Annotated in this window: 11 protein-coding genes; 10 read left to right on the top strand and 1 reads right to left on the bottom strand. The window is 60.0% G+C overall.

Annotated elements, in window-relative coordinates; genetic code table 11:
- Positions 1–40: 40 nt before the first annotated feature.
- From clpX to AC2GXZ_RS20175, 8 genes are all read left to right on the top strand, one after another.
- Complete coding sequence (clpX, locus tag AC2GXZ_RS20210; RefSeq protein WP_483761002.1) at positions 41–1318, top strand: ATP-dependent Clp protease ATP-binding subunit ClpX; 1278 nt, start codon at positions 41–43, stop codon at positions 1316–1318.
- A 401-nt stretch (positions 1319–1719) separates the two neighbouring features.
- Positions 1720–4140, top strand: coding sequence for an endopeptidase La (gene lon / locus AC2GXZ_RS20205; protein ID WP_483761001.1), 2421 nt, complete (start codon positions 1720–1722; stop codon positions 4138–4140).
- A 191-nt stretch (positions 4141–4331) separates the two neighbouring features.
- The gene (gene hupB / locus AC2GXZ_RS20200; RefSeq protein ID WP_483761000.1) at positions 4332–4610 is read left to right on the top strand and encodes a DNA-binding protein HupB; all 279 of its coding nucleotides are present in this window, start codon (positions 4332–4334) and stop codon (positions 4608–4610) included.
- Positions 4611–5072: 462 nt separating this feature from the next.
- Entirely contained in the window at positions 5073–7139 is a 2067-nt protein-coding gene (locus AC2GXZ_RS20195; RefSeq protein ID WP_483760999.1) for an autotransporter domain-containing protein, read from the top strand.
- A 171-nt stretch (positions 7140–7310) separates the two neighbouring features.
- Positions 7311–7919 carry an inorganic diphosphatase gene (locus AC2GXZ_RS20190; protein ID WP_483760998.1) on the top strand — a complete coding sequence of 203 codons (609 nt, stop codon included), beginning with the start codon at positions 7311–7313 and terminating at the stop codon, positions 7917–7919.
- 173 nt (positions 7920–8092) lie between these two features.
- Positions 8093–10282 (top strand): esterase-like activity of phytase family protein, encoded by a 2190-nt coding sequence (locus tag AC2GXZ_RS20185; RefSeq protein ID WP_483760997.1) that lies wholly within the window; start codon positions 8093–8095, stop codon positions 10280–10282.
- A gap of 112 nt (positions 10283–10394) precedes the next feature.
- Positions 10395–11630: a metallophosphoesterase family protein gene (locus AC2GXZ_RS20180; RefSeq protein WP_483760996.1), complete on the top strand. Its 1236-nt coding sequence runs from the start codon at positions 10395–10397 to the stop codon at positions 11628–11630.
- Positions 11631–11632: 2 nt separating this feature from the next.
- The gene (locus AC2GXZ_RS20175) at positions 11633–15085 is read left to right on the top strand and encodes an ATP-binding protein (protein ID WP_483760995.1); all 3453 of its coding nucleotides are present in this window, start codon (positions 11633–11635) and stop codon (positions 15083–15085) included.
- Here AC2GXZ_RS20175 and AC2GXZ_RS20170 read toward each other — a convergent pair whose 3' ends face one another.
- Positions 15086–15823: a DUF6030 family protein gene (locus AC2GXZ_RS20170; RefSeq protein WP_483761239.1), complete on the bottom strand. Its 738-nt coding sequence runs from the start codon at positions 15821–15823 to the stop codon at positions 15086–15088.
- A gap of 457 nt (positions 15824–16280) precedes the next feature.
- Between AC2GXZ_RS20170 and AC2GXZ_RS20165 the strand changes: the two genes are divergently transcribed.
- Both AC2GXZ_RS20165 and AC2GXZ_RS20160 read left to right on the top strand, forming a co-directional pair.
- Positions 16281–17459, top strand: a complete 1179-nt coding sequence (locus tag AC2GXZ_RS20165; RefSeq protein ID WP_483760994.1) for a polysaccharide biosynthesis/export family protein — start codon at positions 16281–16283, stop codon at positions 17457–17459.
- Positions 17460–17639: 180 nt separating this feature from the next.
- Positions 17640–25067: a beta-ketoacyl synthase N-terminal-like domain-containing protein gene (locus AC2GXZ_RS20160; protein ID WP_483760993.1), complete on the top strand. Its 7428-nt coding sequence runs from the start codon at positions 17640–17642 to the stop codon at positions 25065–25067.
- Positions 25068–25080 lie beyond the last annotated feature (13 nt).

Below are 25080 nucleotides of genomic sequence, written 5' to 3'. Positions count from 1 at the left end.
CCGTGCCTACGTGAGCGCAGAGTGCTGGAAGGAAAGTGATATGAGCAAAGTCAGCAGCGGCAACGGCGGCGACTCCAAGAATACATTATACTGCTCCTTCTGCGGAAAGAGCCAGCACGAGGTCCGCAAGCTTATCGCCGGACCGACCGTATTCATCTGCGATGAATGCGTCGAATTGTGCATGGACATCATCCGTGAAGAGAACAAGACCTCGATGGTCAAGTCCCGCGAGGGCGTTCCCACGCCGCAGGACATCATCAAGGTTCTCGACGAATACGTCATCGGCCAGCAGCAGGCCAAGCGCATTCTGTCGGTTGCCGTTCACAACCATTACAAGCGCCTCGCACATGCCTCAAAGGGTGGTGACGTCGAGCTTGCGAAGTCGAACATCATGCTTGTCGGCCCGACCGGCTGCGGCAAGACCTATCTTGCCCAGACGCTGGCCCGCATCATCGATGTACCGTTCACCATGGCCGATGCCACGACGTTGACCGAAGCCGGTTACGTCGGTGAGGACGTCGAAAACATCATCCTCAAGCTCCTGCAGTCGGCCGACTACAACGTCGAACGTGCTCAGCGCGGCATCGTCTACATCGACGAAGTCGACAAGATCTCGCGCAAGTCGGACAATCCGTCGATCACCCGCGACGTATCGGGCGAAGGCGTGCAGCAGGCGCTTCTGAAGATCATGGAAGGCACGGTTGCTTCCGTTCCGCCGCAGGGCGGCCGCAAGCATCCGCAGCAGGAATTCCTGCAGGTCGACACGACGAACATCCTGTTCATCTGCGGTGGTGCCTTTGCCGGCCTCGACAAGATCATCTCCGCCCGTGGCGAGAAGACCTCGATCGGTTTCGGCGCATCCGTCAAGGCTGCGGACGACCGCCGTGTTGGCGAAGTGCTGCGCGAACTGGAGCCGGAAGATCTGGTCAAGTTCGGCCTCATCCCGGAATTCATCGGACGTCTGCCGGTTCTGGCAACGCTCGAGGACCTGGACGAAGACGCACTGATCCAGATCCTGTCTGAGCCGAAGAACGCTCTGATCAAGCAGTATCAGCGCCTGTTCGAGATGGAAGATGTGGAACTGACGTTCCATGAGGACGCTCTTCGCGAGATTGCCAAGAAGGCGATCACCCGTAAGACCGGCGCCCGTGGTCTTCGCTCGATCATGGAAAAGATCCTGCTCGACACGATGTTCGAACTGCCGGCGCTCGATGGCGTACGCGAAGTCGTGATTTCGGACGATGTGGTGAAGGGCAATGCCCGTCCGCTTTACATCTATGCCGATCGTCAGGACGAAAAGGCCAACGTCTCGGCCTGATCCGGAACGGCGAAATAGTGTTTGGAGAGGCCCCATATTGGGGCCTCTTTTCGTTGGTAAACTGTGGTTCGTTGCAGTGTTTTCGCGAAATAGCGAAAGCTGAAGGTTGTGCGATATTCAGCTTGCTTTAGACAGCAAGCGCGGAGATCATGATCTTTCTCGCTGCTTCGCATTCGCCGCGTTTTTTCAAAGCCCGATGCGGTGCGCGTTTATGTCAATGAGCAGACCGGCCCGGCGTGTAGTGTTTGTGTGAGCGCCTTGTAATATCCCTGTCATGTTGGCGACGACTGGGTTTCTGCAAGGCTTGAAAATGACATAGGAAAACTCCACCTTGAGCGGGAGTGAAGTGCCCGGGTATTTCTCGGGCCATCCCGGAAACGGGACGATGGAAAGGAAACAAGATGACAAGTTCAACGTCTGCGGCATCCGGCGCTGCGACCTATCCGGTCCTGCCATTGCGCGACATTGTGGTCTTCCCGCATATGATCGTTCCCCTGTTCGTCGGACGTGAGAAATCCATCCGCGCGCTCGAGGAAGTGATGGGTTCGGACAAGCAGATCATGCTCGTCACCCAGATCAATGCTGGTGACGACGATCCGGAACCGGATGCGATCTACAAGGTCGGCACGGTCGCCAATGTCCTGCAGCTCCTCAAGCTGCCCGATGGCACGGTCAAGGTGCTGGTCGAAGGCCGCTCGCGCGCCAAGATCGACACCTATACCGACCGCGAGGAATTCTACGAAGCCAAGGCCGAAGTTCTCGACGAGCCCGAAGAGGACGCCGTCGAAGTTGAGGCTTTGTCGCGCTCGGTCGTTTCCGAGTTCGAAAACTACGTGAAGCTCAACAAGAAGATCTCGCCGGAAGTCGTTGGTGCCGCAAGCCAGATCGAGGACTATTCGAAGCTGGCCGATACGGTCGCCTCGCACCTGTCGATCAAGATCACCGAAAAGCAGGAAATGCTGGAAACGGTGTCCATCAAGCTGCGCCTCGAAAAGGCGCTCGGCTTCATGGAGGGCGAGATTTCCGTCCTGCAGGTCGAAAAGCGCATCCGCTCGCGTGTAAAACGCCAGATGGAAAAGACCCAGCGCGAATATTACCTCAACGAACAGATGAAGGCGATCCAGAAGGAACTCGGTGACGGCGAGGAAGGCCGTGACGAGATGGCCGAGCTGGAAGAGCGCATCGGCAAGACCAAGCTCTCCAAGGAAGCCCGCGAAAAGGCGGATGCCGAGCTGAAGAAGCTGCGCCAGATGAGCCCGATGTCGGCGGAAGCCACCGTCGTGCGCAACTATCTCGACTGGTTGCTCGGTATTCCGTGGAACAAGAAGTCGAAGATCAAGACCGACCTCAACAATGCCGAGAAGATCCTCGAACTGGATCATTTCGGCCTCGACAAGGTCAAGGAACGGATCGTCGAATATCTGGCGGTTCAGGCGCGGGCCACCAAGATCAAGGGCCCGATCCTGTGCCTCGTCGGCCCTCCAGGCGTCGGCAAGACCTCGCTCGCCCAGTCGATCGCCAAGGCGACCGGCCGCGAATACGTGCGCATGGCACTGGGTGGTGTCCGTGACGAAGCCGAAATCCGCGGTCACCGCCGCACCTATATTGGCTCGATGCCCGGCAAGATCATCCAGTCGATGAAGAAGGCGAAGAAGTCCAACCCGCTCTTCCTGCTCGACGAAATCGACAAGATGGGCTCGGATTTCCGCGGCGATCCGTCGTCTGCCCTGCTCGAAGTGCTCGATCCGGCGCAGAACTCGACCTTCATGGACCACTACCTGGAAGTCGAATACGACCTGTCCGACGTGATGTTCATCACCACGGCGAATACGCTCAACATTCCGGGTCCGCTGATGGACCGCATGGAGATCATCCGCATCGCCGGTTACACGGAAGATGAGAAGCGCGAGATCGCCAAGCGTCACCTTCTGCCGAAGGCGATCAAGGAACATGCCCTGCAGCCGAACGAATTCTCGGTGTCGGACGATGCCCTGATGGCGATCAGCCAGCAATACACCCGCGAAGCCGGTGTTCGCTCTTTCGAGCGCGAGCTGATGAAGCTCGCCCGCAAGGCGGTCACCGAGATCATCAAGGGCAAGACGAAGTCGGTCGCCGTTACGGCTGCCAACATTTCGGATTACCTCGGTGTTCCGCGGTATCGCCATGGTGAAGCCGAGGGCGAGGATCAGGTCGGTGTCGTCACCGGTCTGGCCTGGACGGAAGTCGGCGGCGAGTTGCTGACCATTGAAGGTGTCATGATGCCGGGCAAGGGTCGCATGACCGTGACCGGCAATCTGAAGGACGTGATGAAGGAATCGATCTCGGCCGCGGCATCCTATGTCCGTTCGCGCGCTGTCGATTTCGGCATCGAGCCACCGCGCTTCGACAAGTCGGACATTCACGTCCACGTGCCGGAAGGTGCCACACCGAAGGACGGTCCGTCCGCCGGTGTCGGCATGGCAACCGCGATCGTCTCGATCATGACCGGTATTCCCGTTCGCAAGGACGTGGCGATGACGGGCGAGATCACCCTTCGTGGTCGTGTCCTGCCGATCGGTGGCCTGAAGGAAAAGCTGCTCGCAGCCCTTCGCGGCAACATCAAGACGGTTCTGATCCCGGAAGAAAACGCCAAGGACCTGGCGGAAATTCCGGACAACGTGAAGAACAACATGGAGATCATCCCGGTTTCCCGTATGGGCGAGGTGATCAAGCATGCGCTGGTGCGTCGCCCGGAGCCGATCGAATGGGATGGCACGGTGGAGACGCCGGTCATAGCAACTGTCGAGGGCTCGGAAGACGGGGCGACAACCATCGCCCATTGAGCAGATGCTCGGACGAACCAAGTTTGAATTGTGGAGAAAGCCGGCGAAAGCCGGCTTTTTTTGTGAAAAATGTGCGAAACCCCTTGTTTTTCAGGCGATCTAAGAGCTTTTGGGTTGCCAAGCACCGATGCAAAACTATTGTCGGCGCCGACTAATCGAGTCGTTCCAAAACCGTAGAAAGGGATGGAAACATGAATAAGAACGAGCTGGTTTCCGCAGTTGCCGAAAAGGCTGGCCTCTCCAAGGCTGACGCCGCATCCGCCGTGGACGCAGTATTCGAAACCGTCCAGGGCGAACTGAAGAACGGCGGCGACCTTCGTCTCGCTGGCTTCGGCAGCTTCTCCGTATCGCGTCGCGAGGCCTCCAAGGGCCGCAACCCGTCGACCGGTGCAGAAGTCGATATCCCGGCTCGCAACGTTCCGAAGTTCTCGGCCGGCAAGGGCCTGAAGGACGCTGTGAACGGCAAGTAAGCTGTTCCTGACGGTTTTCCGTCACGGTCTTGAAAACCCCGGATCATCTCCGGGGTTTTTTGTTGCCGATTTTCGGCTTTCCACCGCAGGTGGAACCTCATGGCATCCGGTCAATTGGAGGTCCACACCTGGTGATGCGACCAAGCAACATCCGCATCCGTTTGTTACCATTTGTTAAGAAATCGCCAATCGGCAGTTTTCCAACTGCTTGTCAGATCAAGCGCATCGCGTCCATCTCGTGGGTGGGGGCATAAGCGATTCTTGTTTTAGAAATATGATCATTACTTATATTATTGGGGCATTTCATATTTCGGCATCGCTGACGGCATCCGTCTCAAACCATCAGCGAGTGTTCTAGAAATGTTTCTTAAATCCAGGACGATTTGTCTGCTCGCGAGCTCCGCGCTCGTGGGTATCGTCAGCCTAACTTCCGTAGCGCATGCTGCCAGGGGATCCGATATCTTGGGCCTGAGCAGCGATGGCTCGGTCATGCTCGACTATTCTTATGACGCCGATACGGAAACCTATACGTATCGATTGACGTCGACGTCCACCGGAGAGGTTCAGGTGATCTCCGCACCATCCGGCGCCCGTTCCATCGATGCCGCAGCGCTGAGCGCGGACGGCAAGACGGTGACCGGATATTATGTCACCGCCTCTTACCAGAAAGTCGCCTTTGTCTGGACAGCCGCCGGCGGTTTCGTTGATCTGGGTGTTCTGGATGCAGACACCACCGCTGCTTTCGCACAATCGGTGAGCGGCGACGGCTCGGCCGTTGCAGGTTATGTCAGCATTATGAGCTTCATGACCGAAGGGTTTTATTGGACTGCATCGACCGGCATCGTCGGGCTCGGCACCTTGGGTGGCCAGGACTCTTACGCCTATGCCGTCAGCACCGACGGCAGCACTGTGGTCGGGGAGGCGGATACGCTGGATGAAAGCTATCACGCCTTCATCTGGAAGGCCGCCACCCAAACGATGGAAAACATCGACACCCTCTACGACAGATCCTCCGCCACAAAAGTGAGCGACGACGGATCCGTTGTGGCCGGTTATGGATACGGCACCACCACCACCGGCGTATTCCGCTGGAGCGAAGCGACCGGCATGGTCGATATCGGATCGCTCGGCGGAAGCTATACCAGCCTTGCGGCGATGAGCGGCGACGGAAATGTCCTGGTTGGCAGTTCCTACACGGCAGACAATGCCGAATACCATGCATATCGCTACGCAGCGTCGACTTCGGCCATGACCGACTTGGGCACGCTGGGCGGCACCTATTCCTATGCCAGCAGTGTCAATGCGGACGGTTCGCTGGTGGTGGGCACTGCGGCCGATGCTGACGCTGTGTCTCACGGCTTCGTCTGGAGTGAAGCGACCGGCATGACGACGGTCGAGGAATGGCTGACCGCAAACGGTGCCACGCTTGACGGTGATATGACCACAAGCGCCGATCTTATCTCAGCGGATGGCAGCGTTGTTGTCGGCCAGACCACCAGCGGCTCTACCTATATCGCCCGTGTCGTCGAGACCGAGGATGATGACAGCGGCAATGAATGCACCGCCGACGTCTGCGAGGGTGGCGGAGAAAGCGGCATTATCGATACCGCCAAATATTTCCCCACCGTCGCGGCGGCCAACAACATGATTGTCCAGAGCGGTGTAAACAGCGCCGACACGATCATGTTCGGCGCCCAGGGGGCGCCGATGCGCAATCTTTTGACCGCCGGCCAGCGATCAGTCTGGGGTACGATCGACGGCGGTTATGATGATGGCGACCACGCTGATGGCGGTCTTGCCTTGGGCGACTTCGGCTTTGGTTATGGCATTGCCGAGGGTGTGACTGCGCGTTTCTCGGCAGGTGTCACCTCTACCGACCAGGATCTCGATGCTGGCGGTGACGTGCGCCAGCGCGGCTTCTATCTCTCGCCGGAAGTCTCCGCCGATCTGGGGCAGAACGTCTATATGACGGTCGGCGGCTATTGGGGACGCAGCAGCATCGATAGCCGTCGCGGTTACCTAAGCGGTGCTGTTACCGACTATTCCAACGGCGATACCAATGCAGAAACCTGGGGCGCCAAGATCCGCTTTGACTGGCTGAATGCGGTGACAATCGACGATACGGCGATTACCCCATATCTCGGCCTGTCCTACGCCCATACCCGGGTGGATGGTTTCACGGAAACCGGTGGTTCGTTCCCGGTCAGCTTCGATGGGACCAGTGACCATGCCACGATCGCCCGCCTCGGTGCAGACTTCGTCCACCCACTCAACGATAGTGTCCGGCTGCTGGCCAAAACTGAAATCGATTATCAGTTCGAACACCACGCCGCCGCATCGAGCGGTACCTTGATCGGCATCGGTGACTTCGATCTGGATGGCCAGGACCTCAATCAGTTCTGGGTTCGCGGAGGCCTCGGCGCAGAGTTCGACCTTGGTAAGGGCGTCGCGTCATTCATGGTCAATGCGACGACGAAGGGTCAGGACCCGACGGTCTGGCTGCGGAGCAACTACACCGTCAAGTTCTGATCGCCTCTGTAGGGATGGTCCGTCGAAATGATCGGCATCGATATCGGAAGGGCCCGGCACTGCCGGGCCTTTTCTCTTAACCGCATGGGATGTTCTTAGACGTGGATATTGTCATTGCGCTGTCATCTCACCTGCATAGGTGAAAGGCCTCATCATACCGAAGGGGTCTTTATGAAAACGCTTTTTACCGCCGCCGCCGCACTTGTTCTTACCGCCGGCGTCGCCGCCTCAGCTGACAGCTACGTCTCCTACCTCGACTTCCCGCAGAAGAAGGACGACGGCAAGGAATTCAGCGTTGCCATTGAAATCCCGCAGGGCAGCTTCACCAAATACGAGATCGATGCCGACACCGGCCATCTCGTCGTCGACCGCTACCAGTCCATGCCGGTCATCTATCCGGCCAATTACGGTTCGATCACCAGTTCGCTCGGTGGCGACAATGATCCGCTCGACGCGCTTGTCTATACCCGCGAACCGGTTGTTCCGGGTGCCATCATCAAGGTTCGCCCGATCGGCGTCCTGAAGATGATCGACGGTGGCGAAGTCGACGACAAGATCGTTGCCGTCCCGACCAGCAAGATCGATCCGACCTACGACAACATCAAGGAAATCACCGATCTGCCGCAGGTCGAGCAGGAGCGCCTCCAGGCTTTCTTCCGCGTCTACAAGCAGCTTCCGGCCGGCCGTAAGGCCGTCGAACTGAATGGCTTCGACAATGCCGCCCACGCGGAAGGCGAAGTATCGGAAGCGATCAAGGCCTACGCTGCCAAGAAGAAGTAATTTCGGTCGTTATGACCGAATAGGAGAGGCCGGGCTTTGCCCGGCCTTTTGTTTTGCGACGATCGTCACTGCCTACGGCTTCTGATACAACCAGGAAGGGCCGTCTGTGTCATTCGGCTGTCACGACAATGCCCCAATACCCACTACAGGTTTAAGGGTAGGGGAGAATTGTCATGGCAGTTTCGTTCAAGGTCGCGCTGACAACCGCATTGCTGGCGTCTGTTGCCGTGCCGGCCAGTGCCGAGCAGGTTTTTAACCGCATCGCGTCCTTCCCCGTCGCCAGCAATCTGGCCGATGGCAAGGACAAGCCGACATCTGCAGAGATCATCACGGCGACCAGGGACGGCAATATGCTGATCTATTCCGACGCGCCGGGCGGCACGATCGGCTTCGTCGACATCACCGATGCCAGGGCGCCGAAGGCGGCCGGTTCGCTTGCCATCGACGGCGAGCCGAACTCGGTGGCTGTGGCCGGCTCGAAGGTTCTGGTCACGATCGACCGGACCGAAGACATGACCAAGCCTGCAGGTGCCCTCGGTGTCGTCGATATCGCCTCGAAGAAACTGGAAAACACCTGCGATCTCGCCGGCCAGCCGGATTCCGTCGTGGTGTCGCCGGACGGCACATTCGCCGCCATCGCCATTGAGAACCAGCGCGACGAAGACCTGAACGACGGTGCGCTGCCGCAGCTTCCAGCCGGCGATCTGGTGATCGTGACGCTGAACAACGGTATTCCTGCCTGCGACAGCATCAAGCGCGTCGATGTCACCGGCCTTGCTAAGATCGCTCCGGAAGATCCGGAGCCGGAATTCGTCAACATCAACGCCAATGGCGAGATTGCCCTGACACTGCAGGAAAACAACCACGTCGTCATCATCGACAGCAAGACCGCCAGGGTCACCGGCCATTTCTCCGCCGGCACGGTCGATCTCGACGGCGTTGACACCAAAACCGATGGTTCGCTGAATTTTTCCGGCAAGCTTTCGGCCGTCCCGCGCGAGCCGGATGCGGTTAAATGGCTCGGCACCGATCGTCTCGTTATCGCCAATGAAGGTGACTACAAGGGTGGTTCGCGCGGCTTCACCATCTTTGATCGTTCCGGCAAGGTTCTTTATGACGCCGGTACCTCGCTGGAATATGCGGTTGCCCGTGCGGGCCACTTCCCGGAAAAACGTGCCAAGAACAAGGGTATCGAGCCGGAAGGTATGGAAGCCGCCATCTTTAACGGCCAGCAGTATTTCTTCGTGCTCTCCGAACGCGGTTCGATGATCGCCGTCTACAAGGATACCGGCGCCGAGCCTGAACTCGTGCAGCTGCTCCCGTCGGGCGTGTCGCCGGAAGGTGCTGTCGCAATCCCCGGCCGCAACCTGCTTGCGTCGGCCAACGAAGCCGATCTCGGTGAGGACGGCGGCCCGCGCTCGCATGTGATGATCTATCAAATGGCGGAGGGCGAAAAAGCCTATCCGACGATCGTCTCGAAGGATGTCGACGGCAAGCCGCTCGGCTGGGGCGCTCTGTCGGGCCTCGTCGGTGATGCCGAAAAGGATGGCGTCCTTTATGCCGTCAATGACAGTTTCTACGGCATGCAGCCGTCGATCTACACGATTGACGCGACGAAGAAGCCGGCCGAGATCACCGATGTCGTCCGCATCACCCGCAACGGCCAGCCGGCACAGAAGCTCGATATCGAAGGCATCGCCCTCGATGGCAAGGGCGGCTTCTGGCTAGCATCGGAAGGCGACAGCGCCAAGTTGGTCGGCCACGGCCTTTATAATGTCAACGCCAAGGGCGAGATCAAGGCCGAGATCGGCCTGCCGGCAGAGCTTCTCGCCGGCGAAACGCGCTACGGGCTCGAGGGTGTTACCGCCGTCGGCAAGGGCGATGACCTGACTTTGTGGATGGCCATCCAGCGCGAGTGGAAGGATGACCCGAAGGGGCAGGTCAAACTTCTCTCCTACAAGCCGAAGTCGAAGGAATGGGCTGCTGTCCGTTATCCGCTCGAAAAGGCAGACAAGGGCTGGGTCGGCCTGTCGGAAATCACCGCCAATGGCGACTATCTCTACATTGTCGAGCGCGACAACCTGATCGGCGATGCGGCCAAGCTTAAGAAGCTTTATCGTGTCGCTCTCGCCGACCTGAAGCCGGCAAAGCTCGGCGGCGAACTGCAGCTGGTCAAGAAGGAGGAAATCCACGACTTCCTGCCCGGCCTGAAGAGCGCCACCAACGGTTATGTTCTCGACAAGCTGGAAGGTTTTGCCTTCGATAAATCCGGCAAGGCCTTCATGGTCACCGACAATGACGGTGTCGACGATAGCTCCGGCGAGACGCTGTTCCTGCCCGTCGACCTTAAGGTCACCAACTAGCGACACTTGTCTTCAACAGGAAAAGGCTGGGTGTTCGCACGCCCGGCCTTTTTTATTGCGGCGTGATACCTTAAGTCTGGCGTTCCTGATGTGTTCTGTTCAGACGAGCCTGATGACCTCATTCCGCTTCATCCATGCCGCCGACCTGCATCTTGGCAGTCCCTTTCAGGGGCTGGCGCTCAAGGATGCGGACCTTGCGGATCTTTTCGTCGAGGCCAGCCGCAAGGCATTCTCGGCGCTTGTCGACGAAGCGGTGACGCGAAAGGTCGATTTCTTCATCGTCGCCGGCGACGTCTATGACGGCGACTGGAAGGACAACAAAATCGGCCTATTCTTCAACCGTGAAGTGGCAAGGCTGGAGCGTGCCGGCATTCCGGTCTTTCTGTTGAAGGGCAATCATGACGCCGAAAGCGTCATCACCAAAACCATCATGCTGCCGAAAAATGTCAGCGAATTCCCGACCGCAAAGCCCGGCACCTTCAGGCTCGATCACTTGAAGGTCGCACTTCACGGCCAGGGATTTGCCGAACGTTCTGCAACGGAAAACCTGGCACTCGCCTATCCGAAACCTGAACCCGGCTGGTTCAATATCGGCGTGCTGCATACGTCTCTGACGGGCCGCGAACCGCATGCGCCCTATGCGCCCTGTTCGGTGGAGGATCTGCGGTCGCGCGGTTACGATTACTGGGCGCTCGGGCATGTCCATGATTTCGAGATCGTCGCCGAAGATCCGCTGATCGTTTTTCCTGGCAACCTGCAGGGACGCTCGATCCGCGAACAGGGCGCCAAGGGCGCTCTGCTGGTGATGGTCGAGGATGGCCGCATCGCCCATGAGCGGCTGATCACCGACAGCGCCCGTTTCGCCGAACTGAACATCCATGTCGATCTGGATGATACGGCTGCGGCAATTCTGCGCCGCGTCGAGGAAACGCTTGATCCGCTGGTCGAGGTGATGGAGGGCCGGCCGCTCGCTTTGCGGGTCCGCATCGCCGGTGTCAGCCGTTTTCGCAGCGAGATCCTGGCGCGCGGCGATGATTTTCGTGACGAAGTGCAGGCTGCCTGTCACAGGGCGCATGGTGATATCTGGCTGGAAAAGCTCGACCTGCGCATCGAGGCCGAAACTGGGGCAGGCGCGCGCGATGCCGGTCTTTTGGGGCTCGACGGTCTGCTTTCGATGGATGGGTTTTCCCCGCAGCTTATCGAGGAGGCGCAGGCAAGGATCGCCGAGATTGCCGCAAGACTGCCGGGCGGAAGCGGCGCCGGTGATCTGCCGCTCGGCGACGAACTGGACGTTCTTCTGGCGGAAGCGCGCGATCTTCTGTTGTCACGTGCAGCGGAGGCTGGCTGACCATGCGTTTCGACCGTCTCGACATCCTGCGTTACGGCGCGCTCACCGACCGGACGCTTGAGTTTCGGCCGGACGCGAAGCTGCATATCGTCTATGGGCCGAACGAGGCCGGCAAGTCCTCGGCATTATCTGCCATATCCGACCTGCTGTTCGGTTTTCCCGAACGCACCAGTTACGGTTTCCAGCATGACAGCGGCGCGCTGCGCATCGGCGCCGGGCTGACCGCGCGCGACGGGCAGTCGCTGGCTTTCCGTCGCCGCAAGGGGCGCCGGAACACGCTTTTGGCGGACACGGGTGCCGAAGAAAGCCTGACGGATGATGCACTGAGCCCGTTCCTCGGCAATCTGTCGCGCGATGTCTTCGAGCGTGCCTTCGGCCTCAATTCCGATTCGCTTCGCGCTGGTGGCGAGACCATGCTGAAAAGCGGCGGCGAGATCGGCAGCCTGCTGTTTTCCGCCGCCTCCGGCCTGACCGGCCTGACCAGCCTGCGCAAGTCGCTGGAGGCTGATGCAGACAACATCTATTCACAGCGCCGATCGAAGGACCGTCGTTTCTATCAGGTTCTCGATGCCCATGACGCGGCCCGCAAGGCCGAGCGCGACAGCGAATTGCGATCCGGTGACTGGAAGGGCCTGCTGAAGGAAGAAGGCGAGATCAGCGCCGACATCCAGTCGGTGCAGCAGGAGCGTGGGCAGACCAAACGGGCGCTTGATCGGTTGCGGCGGTTGATGGCGCTCGAACCGCTTCTGCGGGAACTGGATCGTGAACGCGCGCGTCTGTCGCAATTCAGCGCCCTGTCCGCTCTGCCGGCGATGTTCGAGACACGCCTTTCCACGGCGCTGGAAAAAAGGCGTGAAAATGCCGAAGATCTTTCGGCATCCAGCGCGGAGATCACCAGACTTGGTGACGAGATCGCAGCCATCGATGTCGACGAAGCGCTGCTCGCCGCAGCCCCTAGCATCCTTGCGGCCTACGGCCGAAGTGGCGTCTATCTGAAGGCGCGGGAAGATATCACCCGTGTCCGCGGCGAGGTTGACGATTTCGACCAGCGGCTCAGTCAGGCTGCCCGACGCCTGGGCTTTAAAGAACTGTCAGAGCTTGAGCGTGCTCAGCCCGCCGATGCCGATCTGGCTCGTCTTCGCCAACTGGTCGAAAAGGGGTCCGAGCTCGATCGCGAGATCCGACAGCTTCGCAAGCGCATCGAGGCAGAAGCCGACGCGCTGCGCAAGCTGGAGGCGGATGCACCATCGACCCGGTTGATCGATCCCAAATCCTGGAGCGACCAGCTTCTGGCCTTGAGGCCGGATCTCGAGGAGCTTGCCAATCTCGAGATGCTGCAGGTCCGGGCGGCAAGGGCAAGAACCGATCTTGATGCCGCGGCAGCCCGCCTTGACCCGCCGGTCAAAGACATCGGTCTTCTTCTTTCCGCGCCCTTGCCTGACATCGAGACGCTCGCGCATCATCGCAGGCTGATCGAGGCTGCGAGGCAGGAAAATGCCCGGACCGCGCAGAAACTTGCGGACCTGCGCGCCGACGCTGGCGAGCTTGCCGGCCAGTTGGAACTGCTGGAAGGAGAGGGCAGGATCGTCTCTCGTGAGGCTATCGCATCTGCCCGTGGGGCACGCGACGGCCTGATCGAAAAGCTGGTGGCAAACCCCTCCGGCGAAACGTTGCAGCAGGTGGCGTCGTCGGTCGAAAATGCCGATCAACTCGTCGATGCGGCTCTTGCCGATGCCGAGCGGGTTTCGCGTCATGCCCAGCTGACGCTACGCCAGCGCAAGCTGGGCGAGGCCGTTGCAGTAGCCGAACTGGCGGTCAAGGAAAGCGCCATTGCAGCCTCCGACGCACGCACTGAATTCGACGACCTCTTCCATGCCGTACCGGTCACGCCGTCTCAGCCGGAGCGGATGATCGAGTGGCGTCGTGCAATCGATGCCCTGTCCTCATTGTCGTCAGCGCTGAATGCAGCCGAGGATGACCATCAGGCCTTGCGGTTCAAGGAAGAGACAATCGCGCCTGCCGTGAGAACGCTCGCCGACACCGTGGGTATCGCGCCGGGCATCTTGCCAGTGCGCAGTCTCGCGCGTGATATCGCCCGTCGCCTCGATGAGGTCACCCGCCAATGGAGCGAAGGCCGCGCACTGGAGCATATGCGAGACACCGCACGTCAGGTCCTAGCCCGGCTGGAGGCCGATGAGGCGGGGCTCATTGCCGATATCGATGCCTGGCGTTCGGCTTTTGCCTCTGCGGCATCACTGGCTGGGCTGGCCGAGGACGCGACTGTGGAAATGGCGACTGCGGCGCTTGATATCTGGCGCGTCCTGCCCGACCTCCTGTCGGAGCGCGAAAACCGCAACCGGCGGGTCCGCGGTATGGCGCGGGACATGGAAGCCTTCGAAGAAGAGATCGGCGTTCTTTGTCGCGCCGTTGCGGCCGATCTGTCCTCCGTGCCGGCGGACGCCGCGGGACCGATGCTGAACGATCGTGTCACGGCCGCCCGTGCGGCGGCCAACCAACGTGCTGCACATATCGCGGCCCTTGAACGGGTCGAGACCGCCCAAGCCAGTTATTCGAGAGAAGCCGAACGGCTCGCTACGGAGTGGGGCGAACTTGCCTCCATGGCTTCTGTGGAGTCGGAACGGCTGGAGGCCGTGCTCGCAGATCTGCGCGAACGGGCCACGCTTATTGTCAATGTCGAGCAGTCGAGAAACCGGTTTTTCGAACAGGCCGAAGGTGCCGAAGAGGCGGATGTGCGGGACGCTCTCGTTGACTTCGACCGCATTTCCGCGTCCGTCGAGATCGAAAGGCTCGACGCCGAGGACAGCCGGCAGGTGAACAGGCTTGCGGATCTGCGTGCTGCCGAAGCCGACAATCTGCGACGCAGGCAGGAACTGGAAAAAGGCACGGGCGCCGAACGTGCGGTTTTTGACAAGCTGTCGGCAGAACAGGAAGCGCGCGAACTTGCCCGGCGCTGGGTGGTGTTGAAGCTTGCGGGCTCTCTGCTGGCACAATCGATGGAAACTTACCGCGAACGGCAGGCCGATCCGGTGATGAACCGTGCCGGGGAAGTCTTTGGCGCACTGACTGGAGGCCGCTTCTCGCGTCTTCTTCAGGTCTACGACGATAACGACGATCTTCAGCTTGCCGTCGAGCGCAACAGTGGCGAGCACGTGCCGCTGACGGGCCTCAGCGAAGGCACTGGCGATCAGCTTTATCTGGCGCTGCGCCTCGCCTTCCTGGAGGATTATTGTCAGCGTAACGAGCCGGCACCGCTGGTCCTCGACGACATTTTCCAGACCTTCGACGACGAACGTACGGCGGCAGGCCTGCGGACGCTTGCGGCATCGGCCGGCGCCTTCCAGACGGTTCTTTTCACCCATCAGATCAGCCTGATGGAGGCAGCCCAACGCGAACTCGGCGATGGCGTTGACCTGATCCGGCTCGATCGTATGTGATTAGCGCGACGGCTGCAGTTTCAGGCATTCGATCGTAATTGGCATAATCGATGAATGCATCGACGTGCCGTCGGGCGCCAAACTTGTCTGGCCGCAGTCTTTTGGTCCCGGTATTTGCATGATCAAAATATTGAAACGCCGTTCGTCTCCGCGTTCGCGATCAAGGCTGATCCGATAGCCTTCAAGAAACGACGTAAAATCGCGGCCCGCCCTGATCCTTTCTGCAAGGTAGAGACGGTTTTCCGGCGTCAGCTCGAGCCCGAATCTGTCAATCGAACCGATTGTGCGCTGGATCACCGCAGCGTCCTGAGCCGGATCAAGAAGGCTGACCTTTAGGCGGAAAGACCGAAATCCGTTGGATGATGTTCCCTTGATCTGGATGAACAATACCGAAGGCGTTGGACCGTCGCCGAGACTTTGCGAATAAAGGCATTCCCAATCGCCGCCGGTCGCCTGAAATGTCGGCGGCTCGCCGGTGTCGGGACCAAGGCGTTCGCAGCGCTCGTAGGCGGTCAAGCGCGCAACGACCTCGAGCCTGTCATGATCGTTGGCGCGTCGCTCGGTGAGTCGGTTCGGCATGTCGATGGAAAGTGTCGCGCGGCGCGAGCGCAAAGGTGGGGGAGGCGCAGCCGTGGCGAAAGGCCGCGCCAGATAGGCATCTATCCCGAGCCATGTCGCCAACCGTTGGTAATTGCGTCCGTCATTGACGGCAAGGACAATGGCGACGAGCGACAGCATGCCGACGACGAGCAACGCGCCGAACAGTCTTGTCGATCGCCTCCGTCTTCGAAGGCGCATTAAAGGCGTTAAGTGTTCCGCCTTGTCCGCCAAGGACATACGCTCCGTTTCCCATCCAAATGCCCCGCAGCATTGCCATATTTGACAGGCCTATGTCCAAGATTGATTCGCGGAACTGGATGGCCGGTAACGACAGGCTTGGTCATGGTTGACGCGATATCGGTACCGTCGTTAACCACGTTAGTTAGCAGGCATTTAAGTTAACTTTTCTAGGTTCGCTTCTGAATATCAGCCTGCTAGTGACTATGGCCTTAAAACCGCACCGGAATTTATTTTGCGGGGAGCCAAAGCCATGGCGCTTGTTGTTCGTCGTCCGGTGTGCTTTCAAGGGCGTCGAATGCTGGATAGTCCGAGCACGATTTTGTGTTCGTTCCATCCTGACTTGGAGTATCGAGATTTGGTTCGAGTGACTGCGATCGTGATCTGTGCCGCCTTGGCGGGATGTCAGGCTGTTCCGGCTGAGGGGCCTTTGGCATCCGCGATCAACGAGGAAGCTGGCCGCTCGCCGGCTGAGGTCGGGCGTACGAATGCTGCGGTGTTCGATATCGTCGACGTCGACAATCACACTGCAAGGCTCGTTTCGGACTACGTTTCCACGGCATTGAAGCGCCGTTTCGGCATTGGTGGCGGCCCGGGCAGGGCAGTCATCGGCATCGGTGACCAGTTGAAGGTGACGATCTTCGAAGCCGGCGCAGACGGGCTGTTTTCCACCAGCGAACGGAAGCAGACGCCGATCGACATCGTCGTGCAGCCGGACGGTACCGCCGCCATTCCATATGTCGGCACGGTTCGATTCGCTGGCCGCACGCTGGAAGAGGCGCGACAGGCTATTCTCACGTCTTTGAAGAGCAAGGCGGTCGAGCCCGACGTCATCGTGGCAAGCGGCGATACGCCATCTCGCTCGGTGACCGTTGCGGGTGCAGTCAACAAGTCGGCTCAAATCTCGCTCAATCTGAGCGGCGAGCAGATCACCGATGTCATCGCCAAGGCCGGTGGGCCGACAGCTCAGCCCTACGAATCCTATGTCACGATCGTTCGTGGCAAGCGGACGGGCACGGCTTTGCTGAAGTCGATCGTCGAGAACCCGACCGAAAACATCTATGTCCAGCCGGGTGACCAGATTTTCGTCACCCGCGACCCGCGCACCTTCACCTTGCTTGGCGCCGTCAAGAGCAACTCGCGTATCGAGTTCGGCGCAAGCGATCTGAACCTTCTGGAAGCCGTGGCTCTTGGTCGCGGCGGCAATGACGATACTGTCGATGCGCGCGGATATTTCCTGTTCCGTTATGAGGATCCGGAAGTTGTTCTCGGCTTGCTTGGCCAGCGTCGCTTCGACGAACTGGTTCACAAGGGTATGCAACCCGACAAGGATGGTCGTTATCCGATCGTCTACCGGTTCGACATGAGCCATCCCGACAGCATGCTTGTCGGCCAGACCTTCCCGATCAAGAGCCGTGACGTCATCTATGCGTCCCGTCACCCGGCTGTCGACCTGACGAAATTCCTCAGGGTCGTCGGCGCACCAGTCGGCATTGCCTCGCAAGGTGCCGCTATTTCGCGGAATTTGAGCTACTGACGGCACAACTTCTCGTTTACAGCGTTTGGGTTATGGAAATGTCTTTCACCCGGTTCGTCGCGTTGAAGTAGTGGGTTATTCTGCTTTTGTCGTGACAACCGGGGGCAAGTATGGTGTTAAGGTCGAATACCGGCTTATTTCCGAATTAGCTTTTATAGTTGTGACGAACGCAGAGTGACGATGACAGTAGAAGTAATTGGCAGAGCTTGCATTGCGCCCGGCGCGAACTCCGTCCAGGAACTGCAGCAGGTCCTGAAGACGGGGCGGTGCACCGTCACGCAAATTCCCGCCGATCGGTGGGAACTTGCGCGCTTCTGGCACCCGGTCCAGGGTACGCCGGGAAAGACCTACACGTTTGCCGCCGGCGTCGTTGATGCGGTTTACGACTTTGATCCTGCCGTCTTCGGCCTGTCGCAGCGCGAAGCCATGCAGATGGACCCGCAGCAGCGCATTCTGTTGACGCTTGTCTGGAAGGCGCTCGAAGACGCCAATCTCCCCGCCAGCACGCTCGCAACCCAGAAGGTCGGCGTCTATATCGGCGCATCGAGCCTCGATTCGGGTAATCTGTCGGCGGAAGATCCTGCATCCGGCAGCCCGTATTTCATGACGGGCAACACGCTCTCGATCGTTTCCAATCGTATCTCGCATGTGTTCGGCCTGAATGGCCCCAGCATGACCATCGATACGGCCTGTTCCTCCTCGCTGGTAGCGCTCGATCAGGCGGCACGCGCGCTGGAACGCGGCGATATCGATATGGCCATCGTCGGCGGCGTCAATATTCTCGTTCACCCGCTCTCCTTTGTTGGGTTTGCCCAGGCACGTATGCTGTCGCCGGAAGGTCTCTGCCGCGCCTACGATACCAACGGCATGGGCTATGTGCGTGCCGAAGGTGGCGCCGCCATCGTGCTGCGGCGCAGCGATGTGGCCCGCCAGCAGAACGATCGCAGCTATGCGCGAATTCACGCAACCGGCGTCAATTCGTCCGGCCGCACCAACGGCATCAGCCTGCCGTCGCGTGAGGCGCAGGCAGATCTGCTGCGCTCAATCTACCAGGGCCACGGAATCGACGTGAACCGCGTCGCATTCATCGAAGGTCACGGCACCGGCACGCGTGTCGGCGATCCGGCCGAAGTCTGGGCGATCGGCAGCGTCATCGGCCAGAAGCGCCGCGCGCCTCTTCCGATCGGTTCGATCAAGTCGAATATCGGCCACACCGAACCCGTCTCCGGCCTGTTCGGCCTGTTCAAGGCGATGCTGGCGCTGGAGAATGATTATCTCCCGGCGACGCTGCATATCGAGACGGTCAATGAGGACATCGATTTTGATGCTCTCAACGTTCGGGTCAATACATCCGCGATCAAGCTGCTTCCTGCCAAGGAAGCGCGGCTCGTCGGCATCAATTCCTTCGGCTTCGGCGGAACCAACGCCCATGTGGTCATCGGTGATCCTGAGCCGGCATCGGCATCGGCGGCTCCGTCCAAGGGCGACAACGTGCTGTTTATGGCAAGCGCCCACAGCGCATCCGCGCTTGAGGCCCTGCTGAAGGACTATCGCGGGCGGCTTGCAGCAGCCGAGCCTGAAAAGGCACGTCGGATCATCGCGGCGACGACGACCAACAGGGATGCGCTCAAGCACCGTTTCGCCGTCGATGCGCGCAGCGAAAATGCCGTGTTCGAAGCCATCGAGGCGCATCTGTCCGGCAAGGATACGATTGGTGAACGTGGCGAAACCCCGTCTTCGGTGGGTAAAATCGCCTTCGTGTTTTCTGGAAACGGTGCCCAGTGGGCCGGCATGGGTGTCGAAGCCTATCGTGAGAACCGTCATTTCCGCCAGTATTTCCAGTCGTTCAGCGCGCTGTTTGAATATCATCTCGGCGAGAAGCTGACCGATCTCATCGTTGCCGACGACCTCGGGTCAAGGCTTGCCGATGCGACGATCGCCCAGCCGCTGCTGTTTGCGGTACAGGCGTCCGTGTCGGACTGCCTCAGTGCCTACGGGATCCGCCCTGACGTCGTCTTTGGTCACTCTGTCGGCGAAATCGCCGCAGCTTACGCATCAAAGGCGCTGACGGCTGCCGAAGCCGTCGCCATCGTCGCCAAGCGCTCCCGTTCCCAGCATCTGTTTGCCGGTCAGGGCAAGATGGCCGCAGCCGTCATGAGCGAAGAGGCAGCGGTCGCATTTGCCAAGGAACATGGCCTGGACGACATCTGCGTGGCTGCTATCAACGCGCCAAATTCCGTCACCATTTCCGGGCCGGTCGCAGAAATCCAAGCCTTCCGGGATGCCGCGCGCAAGGCCCAGACGGTCGTGCATATCCTCGACATCAACTATCCGTTCCACCATCCGATCATCGACAGCGCCCGCGACGGCTTCCTCGCCGAACTGCCGGCGATCGAGCCGCAAAGTGCAGCATGCATCTTTGTCTCGACGGTGACCGGTGGCATCTATGACGGCAAGGGGCTCGATCCCGAATACTGGTGGCACAATGTGCGCGAACCGGTGCTCTTCCGTTCGGCGGCCGAGACGGCGCTCGATCTTGGCTGCAATCTCTTCATCGAGATCTCGCCGCGCACCATCCTGTCGAATTACGTTTCGGAAATCGCCAAGAGCAAGGCGCAGCCGGCCGTCGTGATCGGCACGCTTCAACGCGAAACACCCTTTGAGGGGCGTGACCCCGTCGCTCGCGCCTTTGCCCGTACGCTGGCGCATGGCGCCGTACCGGTTCAGTCTAGGCATACCGGAAAGCGCAGCGCGGTTATCGATCTGCCGCCTTTGCCGTTCGAGCCCGTGTCGCTGAAAATGCCGGGCACCAGTGACGAGATCGACGTATTCGGCCGCGACCAGAAGAGCCGTTACACGCTGCTCGGCTGGCGAACCGATCCCAACAGCTCGCACTGGAAGAACCATGTCGACGCCTTGCTGTTTCCGGATCTTGCCGAACACGTCGTCGATTCCCGTGCCATCCTGCCGGGTGCCGGCTTCCTGGAAATCGCCGTCACGGCCGCCCAGGCGCATTTCGGCAGCGACGAGGTAGAGATCTCCAACATGGATATCGTCCGGCCGCTCGAACTGCGGGCCGACCGCATGCTGGAACTGTCGACGCTCCTGTCGCCGGAGACCGGCAATATCGAAATCCGCTCGCGCGAGCGTCTGAGCAACGACGACTGGACCATCCATGCCGTTGGTCGTTGTCGGCGCCCGGTGGAGGAGGAAAGCCACCGGTTCGATGCGACCTTATCTTCCGACGGGGGGACCAGCCTCTCATCAGCCGAAGTGTATGAGACGGCTGAACGTTTCGGGCTGCAATATGGCCCGCGTTTCCAGCTTCTGTCCAAGGCGGTTGCATTCGGCGACAATGTCGTCGAGGTCGAGCTCAAGGACGCAGCGGTTCCCGCCCATCCGTATATCGGCTACAATCTCAATCCGTTCTCGGTCGATGCTGCCTTCCACGGGCTCGTTGCGCTGTTTGACCGTCTTTCCGGGGCCGAAGCCGGCTCGCCCTATATTCCGGTGCGTTTCGGATCGATCCGGGTCAGCGGCAATGGCCGTTCTGTAAAAAGGGCGCGGATCGAGATCGAGCGCTTCAGCAATTTCTCGATCAAGGTCAGTTTCCGCCTGTTCGACGCTGCGGGCGAAGAGATCGCGGTCCTGTCCGACTGCCGCTTCCGCCGCACGTCCTTGCGCCGTCATCACACGCTGGATTCTGTTGCCTTCCATTTCGAAGCGGTGCCGAGCGCAATGTCCGTCTTGTCGTCGGCTCTTCAGCCGATCTTGCCGGCTCTGGCGGACGCCGCATCTTCGGGCCTGAAAGACAATGCGTCGCTGATGATCGATGCTGCCGTCTATCGTGCATGCCACGAAATCGCTCTGTCTATGGCTGATGGCGATGGCAAGGTCTTCTCCGCTTCTCTGCCCGCAGACAGTGATTTCCGATCGTTTCTGACATCCTGCCTGTTCACTCTGGAGGATGCCGGAATAGCGGCGCCGACGGATGACGGCTGGAATGTTCCAAAGGAATTCTCTTTCCCGCCCGTCGGCGAACTGATCCAGGAAATCTATCGCGAGGATTCGTCGCGTATCGCCGAAGCAGTGCTGGTCAACGATGTCTATCGTGACGCGCTCGAACGTCTGTCGCTTGCCGAAGCGCCGGCCGATGGCGAGGCCGAATGGTCACGCAACGTTAGCGAGGCGACGCTGGAGCACGTACTGGTGCATTCGCCGCTCGGCCGCAGCCGCGCCGAACGAGGATTTGCTCTTGCAGAGCGGTTCTGCCACGATAATCCGGGCAGGACCCGCTTCATCATCGAGCTGGGAACCACCAGCCAGTCGATGAGCAGCCGTCTTGCAGCGCTGGCGGCCGATATCGGTGCCACATTGGTGATCGCCGAGCCGAAGGAAAATGCGCGCCGCATGCTGGAACTGGCGTTCGAACAAAACGTCAATGTCTCCGTCGTCGAGCCGCGTGCCCTTGCTGGTCTGTCGCGCGTCGACCTCATCGTCGCAGGTGGCCTGAGCAGCCAATCGATGCTTGCAGCCGACGATGATCTGCGTCAGGTGGTCCGTTCGATCGCATCGAAGGGAAGTGCTTTCGTCTTTACCGATCGCGCCCCGTCTGCCTTCAACGATTTCGCCTTCGGTCTTTCGGAAGACTGGTTTGCCGCTAGCCAGTCGGCTGATTTCCCGGTTGGCCAATTGGGCACGTCAAGCCAGATCGAGGCGCTGCTTGCAGAGCTCGGTTTTGCCGTTTCGTCCGTAGAAGAGGTCGAGACGGATGAAGGCACGCTGATCGTTGCCGCCGCGCAGTCGCAACGCAGTCAGGGCGAAACGGAAGCCGAGGGACGAGGGCGCCTGGTCGCCGTTGCCGAACCGCAGTCCGAACAGGCTTTGGCGTCGGTCTTTGCCGACACCACGGTCGTCCAGGCGACGCGCGCCGAAGAGGCTCTTGAGCTGCTTTCAGACGAAGCCCGGGCGAAAATCTGCATTGCCTATCTCGCCGACCGGGGTAAAGGCCAGGATGTCTCGGCACTCGAAGTCGAGCGTCTGTCGCGCTTCAAGCTGCTTGCCGAAGGCCTGACACGCAGGGCCGTCGGCCTTGCCAGCCGGCCACGCCTTATCGTTGTTGCTCCGGGCGGTTCCCCGCTTGCCGGCACCAAGAGCGATGCGGCCAATGGCGGCCTTTGGACATTCGCCCGTGTCCTGCAGAACGAATATGACGCCATCGATATCCACCTGCTGGATGCCGAAGGTGCTGAGGCCGCCGGCCTGGTTGATCTCATCGCCACCGTGCAGGGTGCCAACCGCGAATGGCTGTCGGCAAACGATCGGCTTCTGGAAATCCGCGCAGCGTCCGGGCCTTTCGCCGGTCGGGATGTAACGACGACCGAATTCGAGGCTGCCACGATCCATCAGGTCGTCAGCGGCCGCGTCGACAGCATCGTTTGGCAGACCTGCGACCGTCAGGAGCCCGGTGATGATGAGGTCATCATCGCCGTCGAGGCTGCCGGCCTGAACTTCCGCGACGTCATGTGGTCGATGGGGCTTTTGCCGGAAGAAGCGCTGGAAGACGGTTTTGCCGGTGCAACGATCGGCATGGAAATGTCGGGCCGTATCGAACGTGTCGGCTCGGCGATCACCGATCTGGTTCCCGGTGATCGCGTCATGGGCATTGGCCCGGCCGCGTTCTCCACCCATGTCCGCGTCCGTCGCGATGGTGTTACGAAATTCCCAGATCGCCTGGATTTTGCCGCCGCCGCAACCGTGCCGGTCACTTTCCTGACCGCCTATTACGCAATGATCCAGCTTGGCCATATCGAGGCAGGCGAAACGATCCTGATCCATGGTGCAGCAGGCGGTGTGGGCCTTGCGGCTCTGCAGATCGCCAAGCTCAAGGGCGCGACCGTCATTGCCACTGCCGGCACGGTCGAAAAACGCCGTTTCCTCGAAGCCGTCGGTGCCGACCATATCTTTGACAGCCGGTCGCTTGATTTTGTCTCGCGCGTTCGTGGCGTAACGAATGGCGAAGGTGTCGATCTGGTTCTCAACTCGCTCTTCTCGGAAGCGATGGAACGCAGCCTCGAACTGGTAAAGCCTTTCGGTCGCTTTCTCGAACTCGGCAAGCGCGACTATTATTCCGACCGCAAGATCGGCCTGCGTCCGTTCCGCCGCAACATCAGCTATTTCGGCATCGATGCCGACCAGTTGCTGGTCAACCTGCCGGCCGTCACCAAGAGGATTTTCGCAGAGATCGGCGATCTCTTCCAGCGTGGCGATCTGACACCTTTGCCATACCGGGCTTTCGGTTATGACGAGATCGGCAGCGCCTTCCGCCTGATGCAGAATGCCGGCCAGATCGGCAAAATCGTCATCACGCCTCCGGTTCGGGGCAAGGATCGGGTCGTGGCCGTCACCGAGCGCGCTCTGCGTTTCGACGGCGAGGGGACCTTTGTTGTCGCCGGTGGTATCGGCGGCTTCGGTCTAGTCGCAGCCGAATGGCTGGTCGCCAGGGGCGCGCGCCGCGTTGCGCTTTGCTCGCGTCGCGGTATCGCCGACGAGGCGACGATCCGGGCATTGGAGAAATGGACGCGTATCGGCGTTGTCGCAACGCTGCACGCCTGCGACATCACCCATGAGCAATCGCTCTCCGCTCTTTTGACGGAATTGCGTGGTACGGCGCCGATCAAGGGTGTCATCCATGCGGCGATGGTGCTGGACGATGCGCTTCTGTCGAACCTGACGGAAGAGCGCAACCGGCCGGTCGTCGACGTCAAGGTCCGTGGTGCGGAGCTGCTCGATCGTTTGACGCGCGACGACGATCTTGAACTTTTCCTGCTCTTCTCCTCGGCAACGACGATGCTCGGCAATCCTGGCCAGGCGAATTACGTGATCGCCAACGGCTATCTGGAAGGATTGGCCCGCGTTCGCCGCGCAGCCGGCCTGCCGGCTTTGGCCGTCGGTTTCGGCGCGATCGCCGATACCGGCTTCCTGGCACGCAATGCCGAAGTCAACGAAATCCTGTCGAAGAGGATCGGCAAGACCGCAATGAAGGCGCGTGACGCGCTGGAACAGGTCGAACGTTATCTGGTGAGCGATACCGGAAGCATCGAAGGTGCTGCGGTGATGATCGCCGAAGTCGACTGGAACGCCGTCCGCATGCTACCGATTTCGTCTGCCTCGCTGTTCGAAGCGGCGATGCGCGCGGCCGGCAACCAGCAGGCGTCGGTCGATGGCGACCGGATCGATCTGGAAGAGCTTATTCGCGGCAAGTCTGCAGATGAGGCCCAGGCGCTTCTGCACAAGATCGTCGCGGCCGAGATCGCGGCCATTTTGCGTGTCACCGAAGACAGCATCACACCGGAAAAAATCCTCAAGGATGTCGGTCTCGACAGCTTGATGGCGATGGAACTTGGCATGAGCTTCCAGCAGAAAACCGGATTTGACATTCCCTTGAGCGGCGTCGGTGAGGATACGACGGTGAGTGACGTTGTCACCCGCCTGCGCGAGAGGGTATCGAAACGCAGTGTCGGAGATGAGGAGGCTCCGCAGGACGAGGCGCTCGGCCGTTTGGTCAAGAGCCACTCGACCCAGACCCAGAAAGCAGCCTCACAGTGACTGAAAAAGACAA

Source organism: Aliirhizobium sp. YIM B11859 (assembly GCF_057163345.1).
The sequence above is the reverse complement of the archived record's forward strand: the minus strand, read 5'-3'. Positions and strand labels throughout refer to the sequence as shown.

Coding starts and splice junctions, on each gene's coding strand:
- hupB (WP_483761000.1), top strand. CDS start 4,332: ATGAATAAGAACGAGCTGGTTTCCGCAGTTGCCGAAAAGGCTGGCCTC.
- AC2GXZ_RS20180 (WP_483760996.1), top strand. CDS start 10,395: ATGACCTCATTCCGCTTCATCCATGCCGCCGACCTGCATCTTGGCAGT.
- lon (WP_483761001.1), top strand. CDS start 1,720: ATGACAAGTTCAACGTCTGCGGCATCCGGCGCTGCGACCTATCCGGTC.
- AC2GXZ_RS20160 (WP_483760993.1), top strand. CDS start 17,640: ATGACAGTAGAAGTAATTGGCAGAGCTTGCATTGCGCCCGGCGCGAAC.
- AC2GXZ_RS20185 (WP_483760997.1), top strand. CDS start 8,093: ATGGCAGTTTCGTTCAAGGTCGCGCTGACAACCGCATTGCTGGCGTCT.
- AC2GXZ_RS20190 (WP_483760998.1), top strand. CDS start 7,311: ATGAAAACGCTTTTTACCGCCGCCGCCGCACTTGTTCTTACCGCCGGC.
- AC2GXZ_RS20170 (WP_483761239.1), bottom strand. CDS start 15,823: ATGCTGTCGCTCGTCGCCATTGTCCTTGCCGTCAATGACGGACGCAAT.
- clpX (WP_483761002.1), top strand. CDS start 41: ATGAGCAAAGTCAGCAGCGGCAACGGCGGCGACTCCAAGAATACATTA.
- AC2GXZ_RS20175 (WP_483760995.1), top strand. CDS start 11,633: ATGCGTTTCGACCGTCTCGACATCCTGCGTTACGGCGCGCTCACCGAC.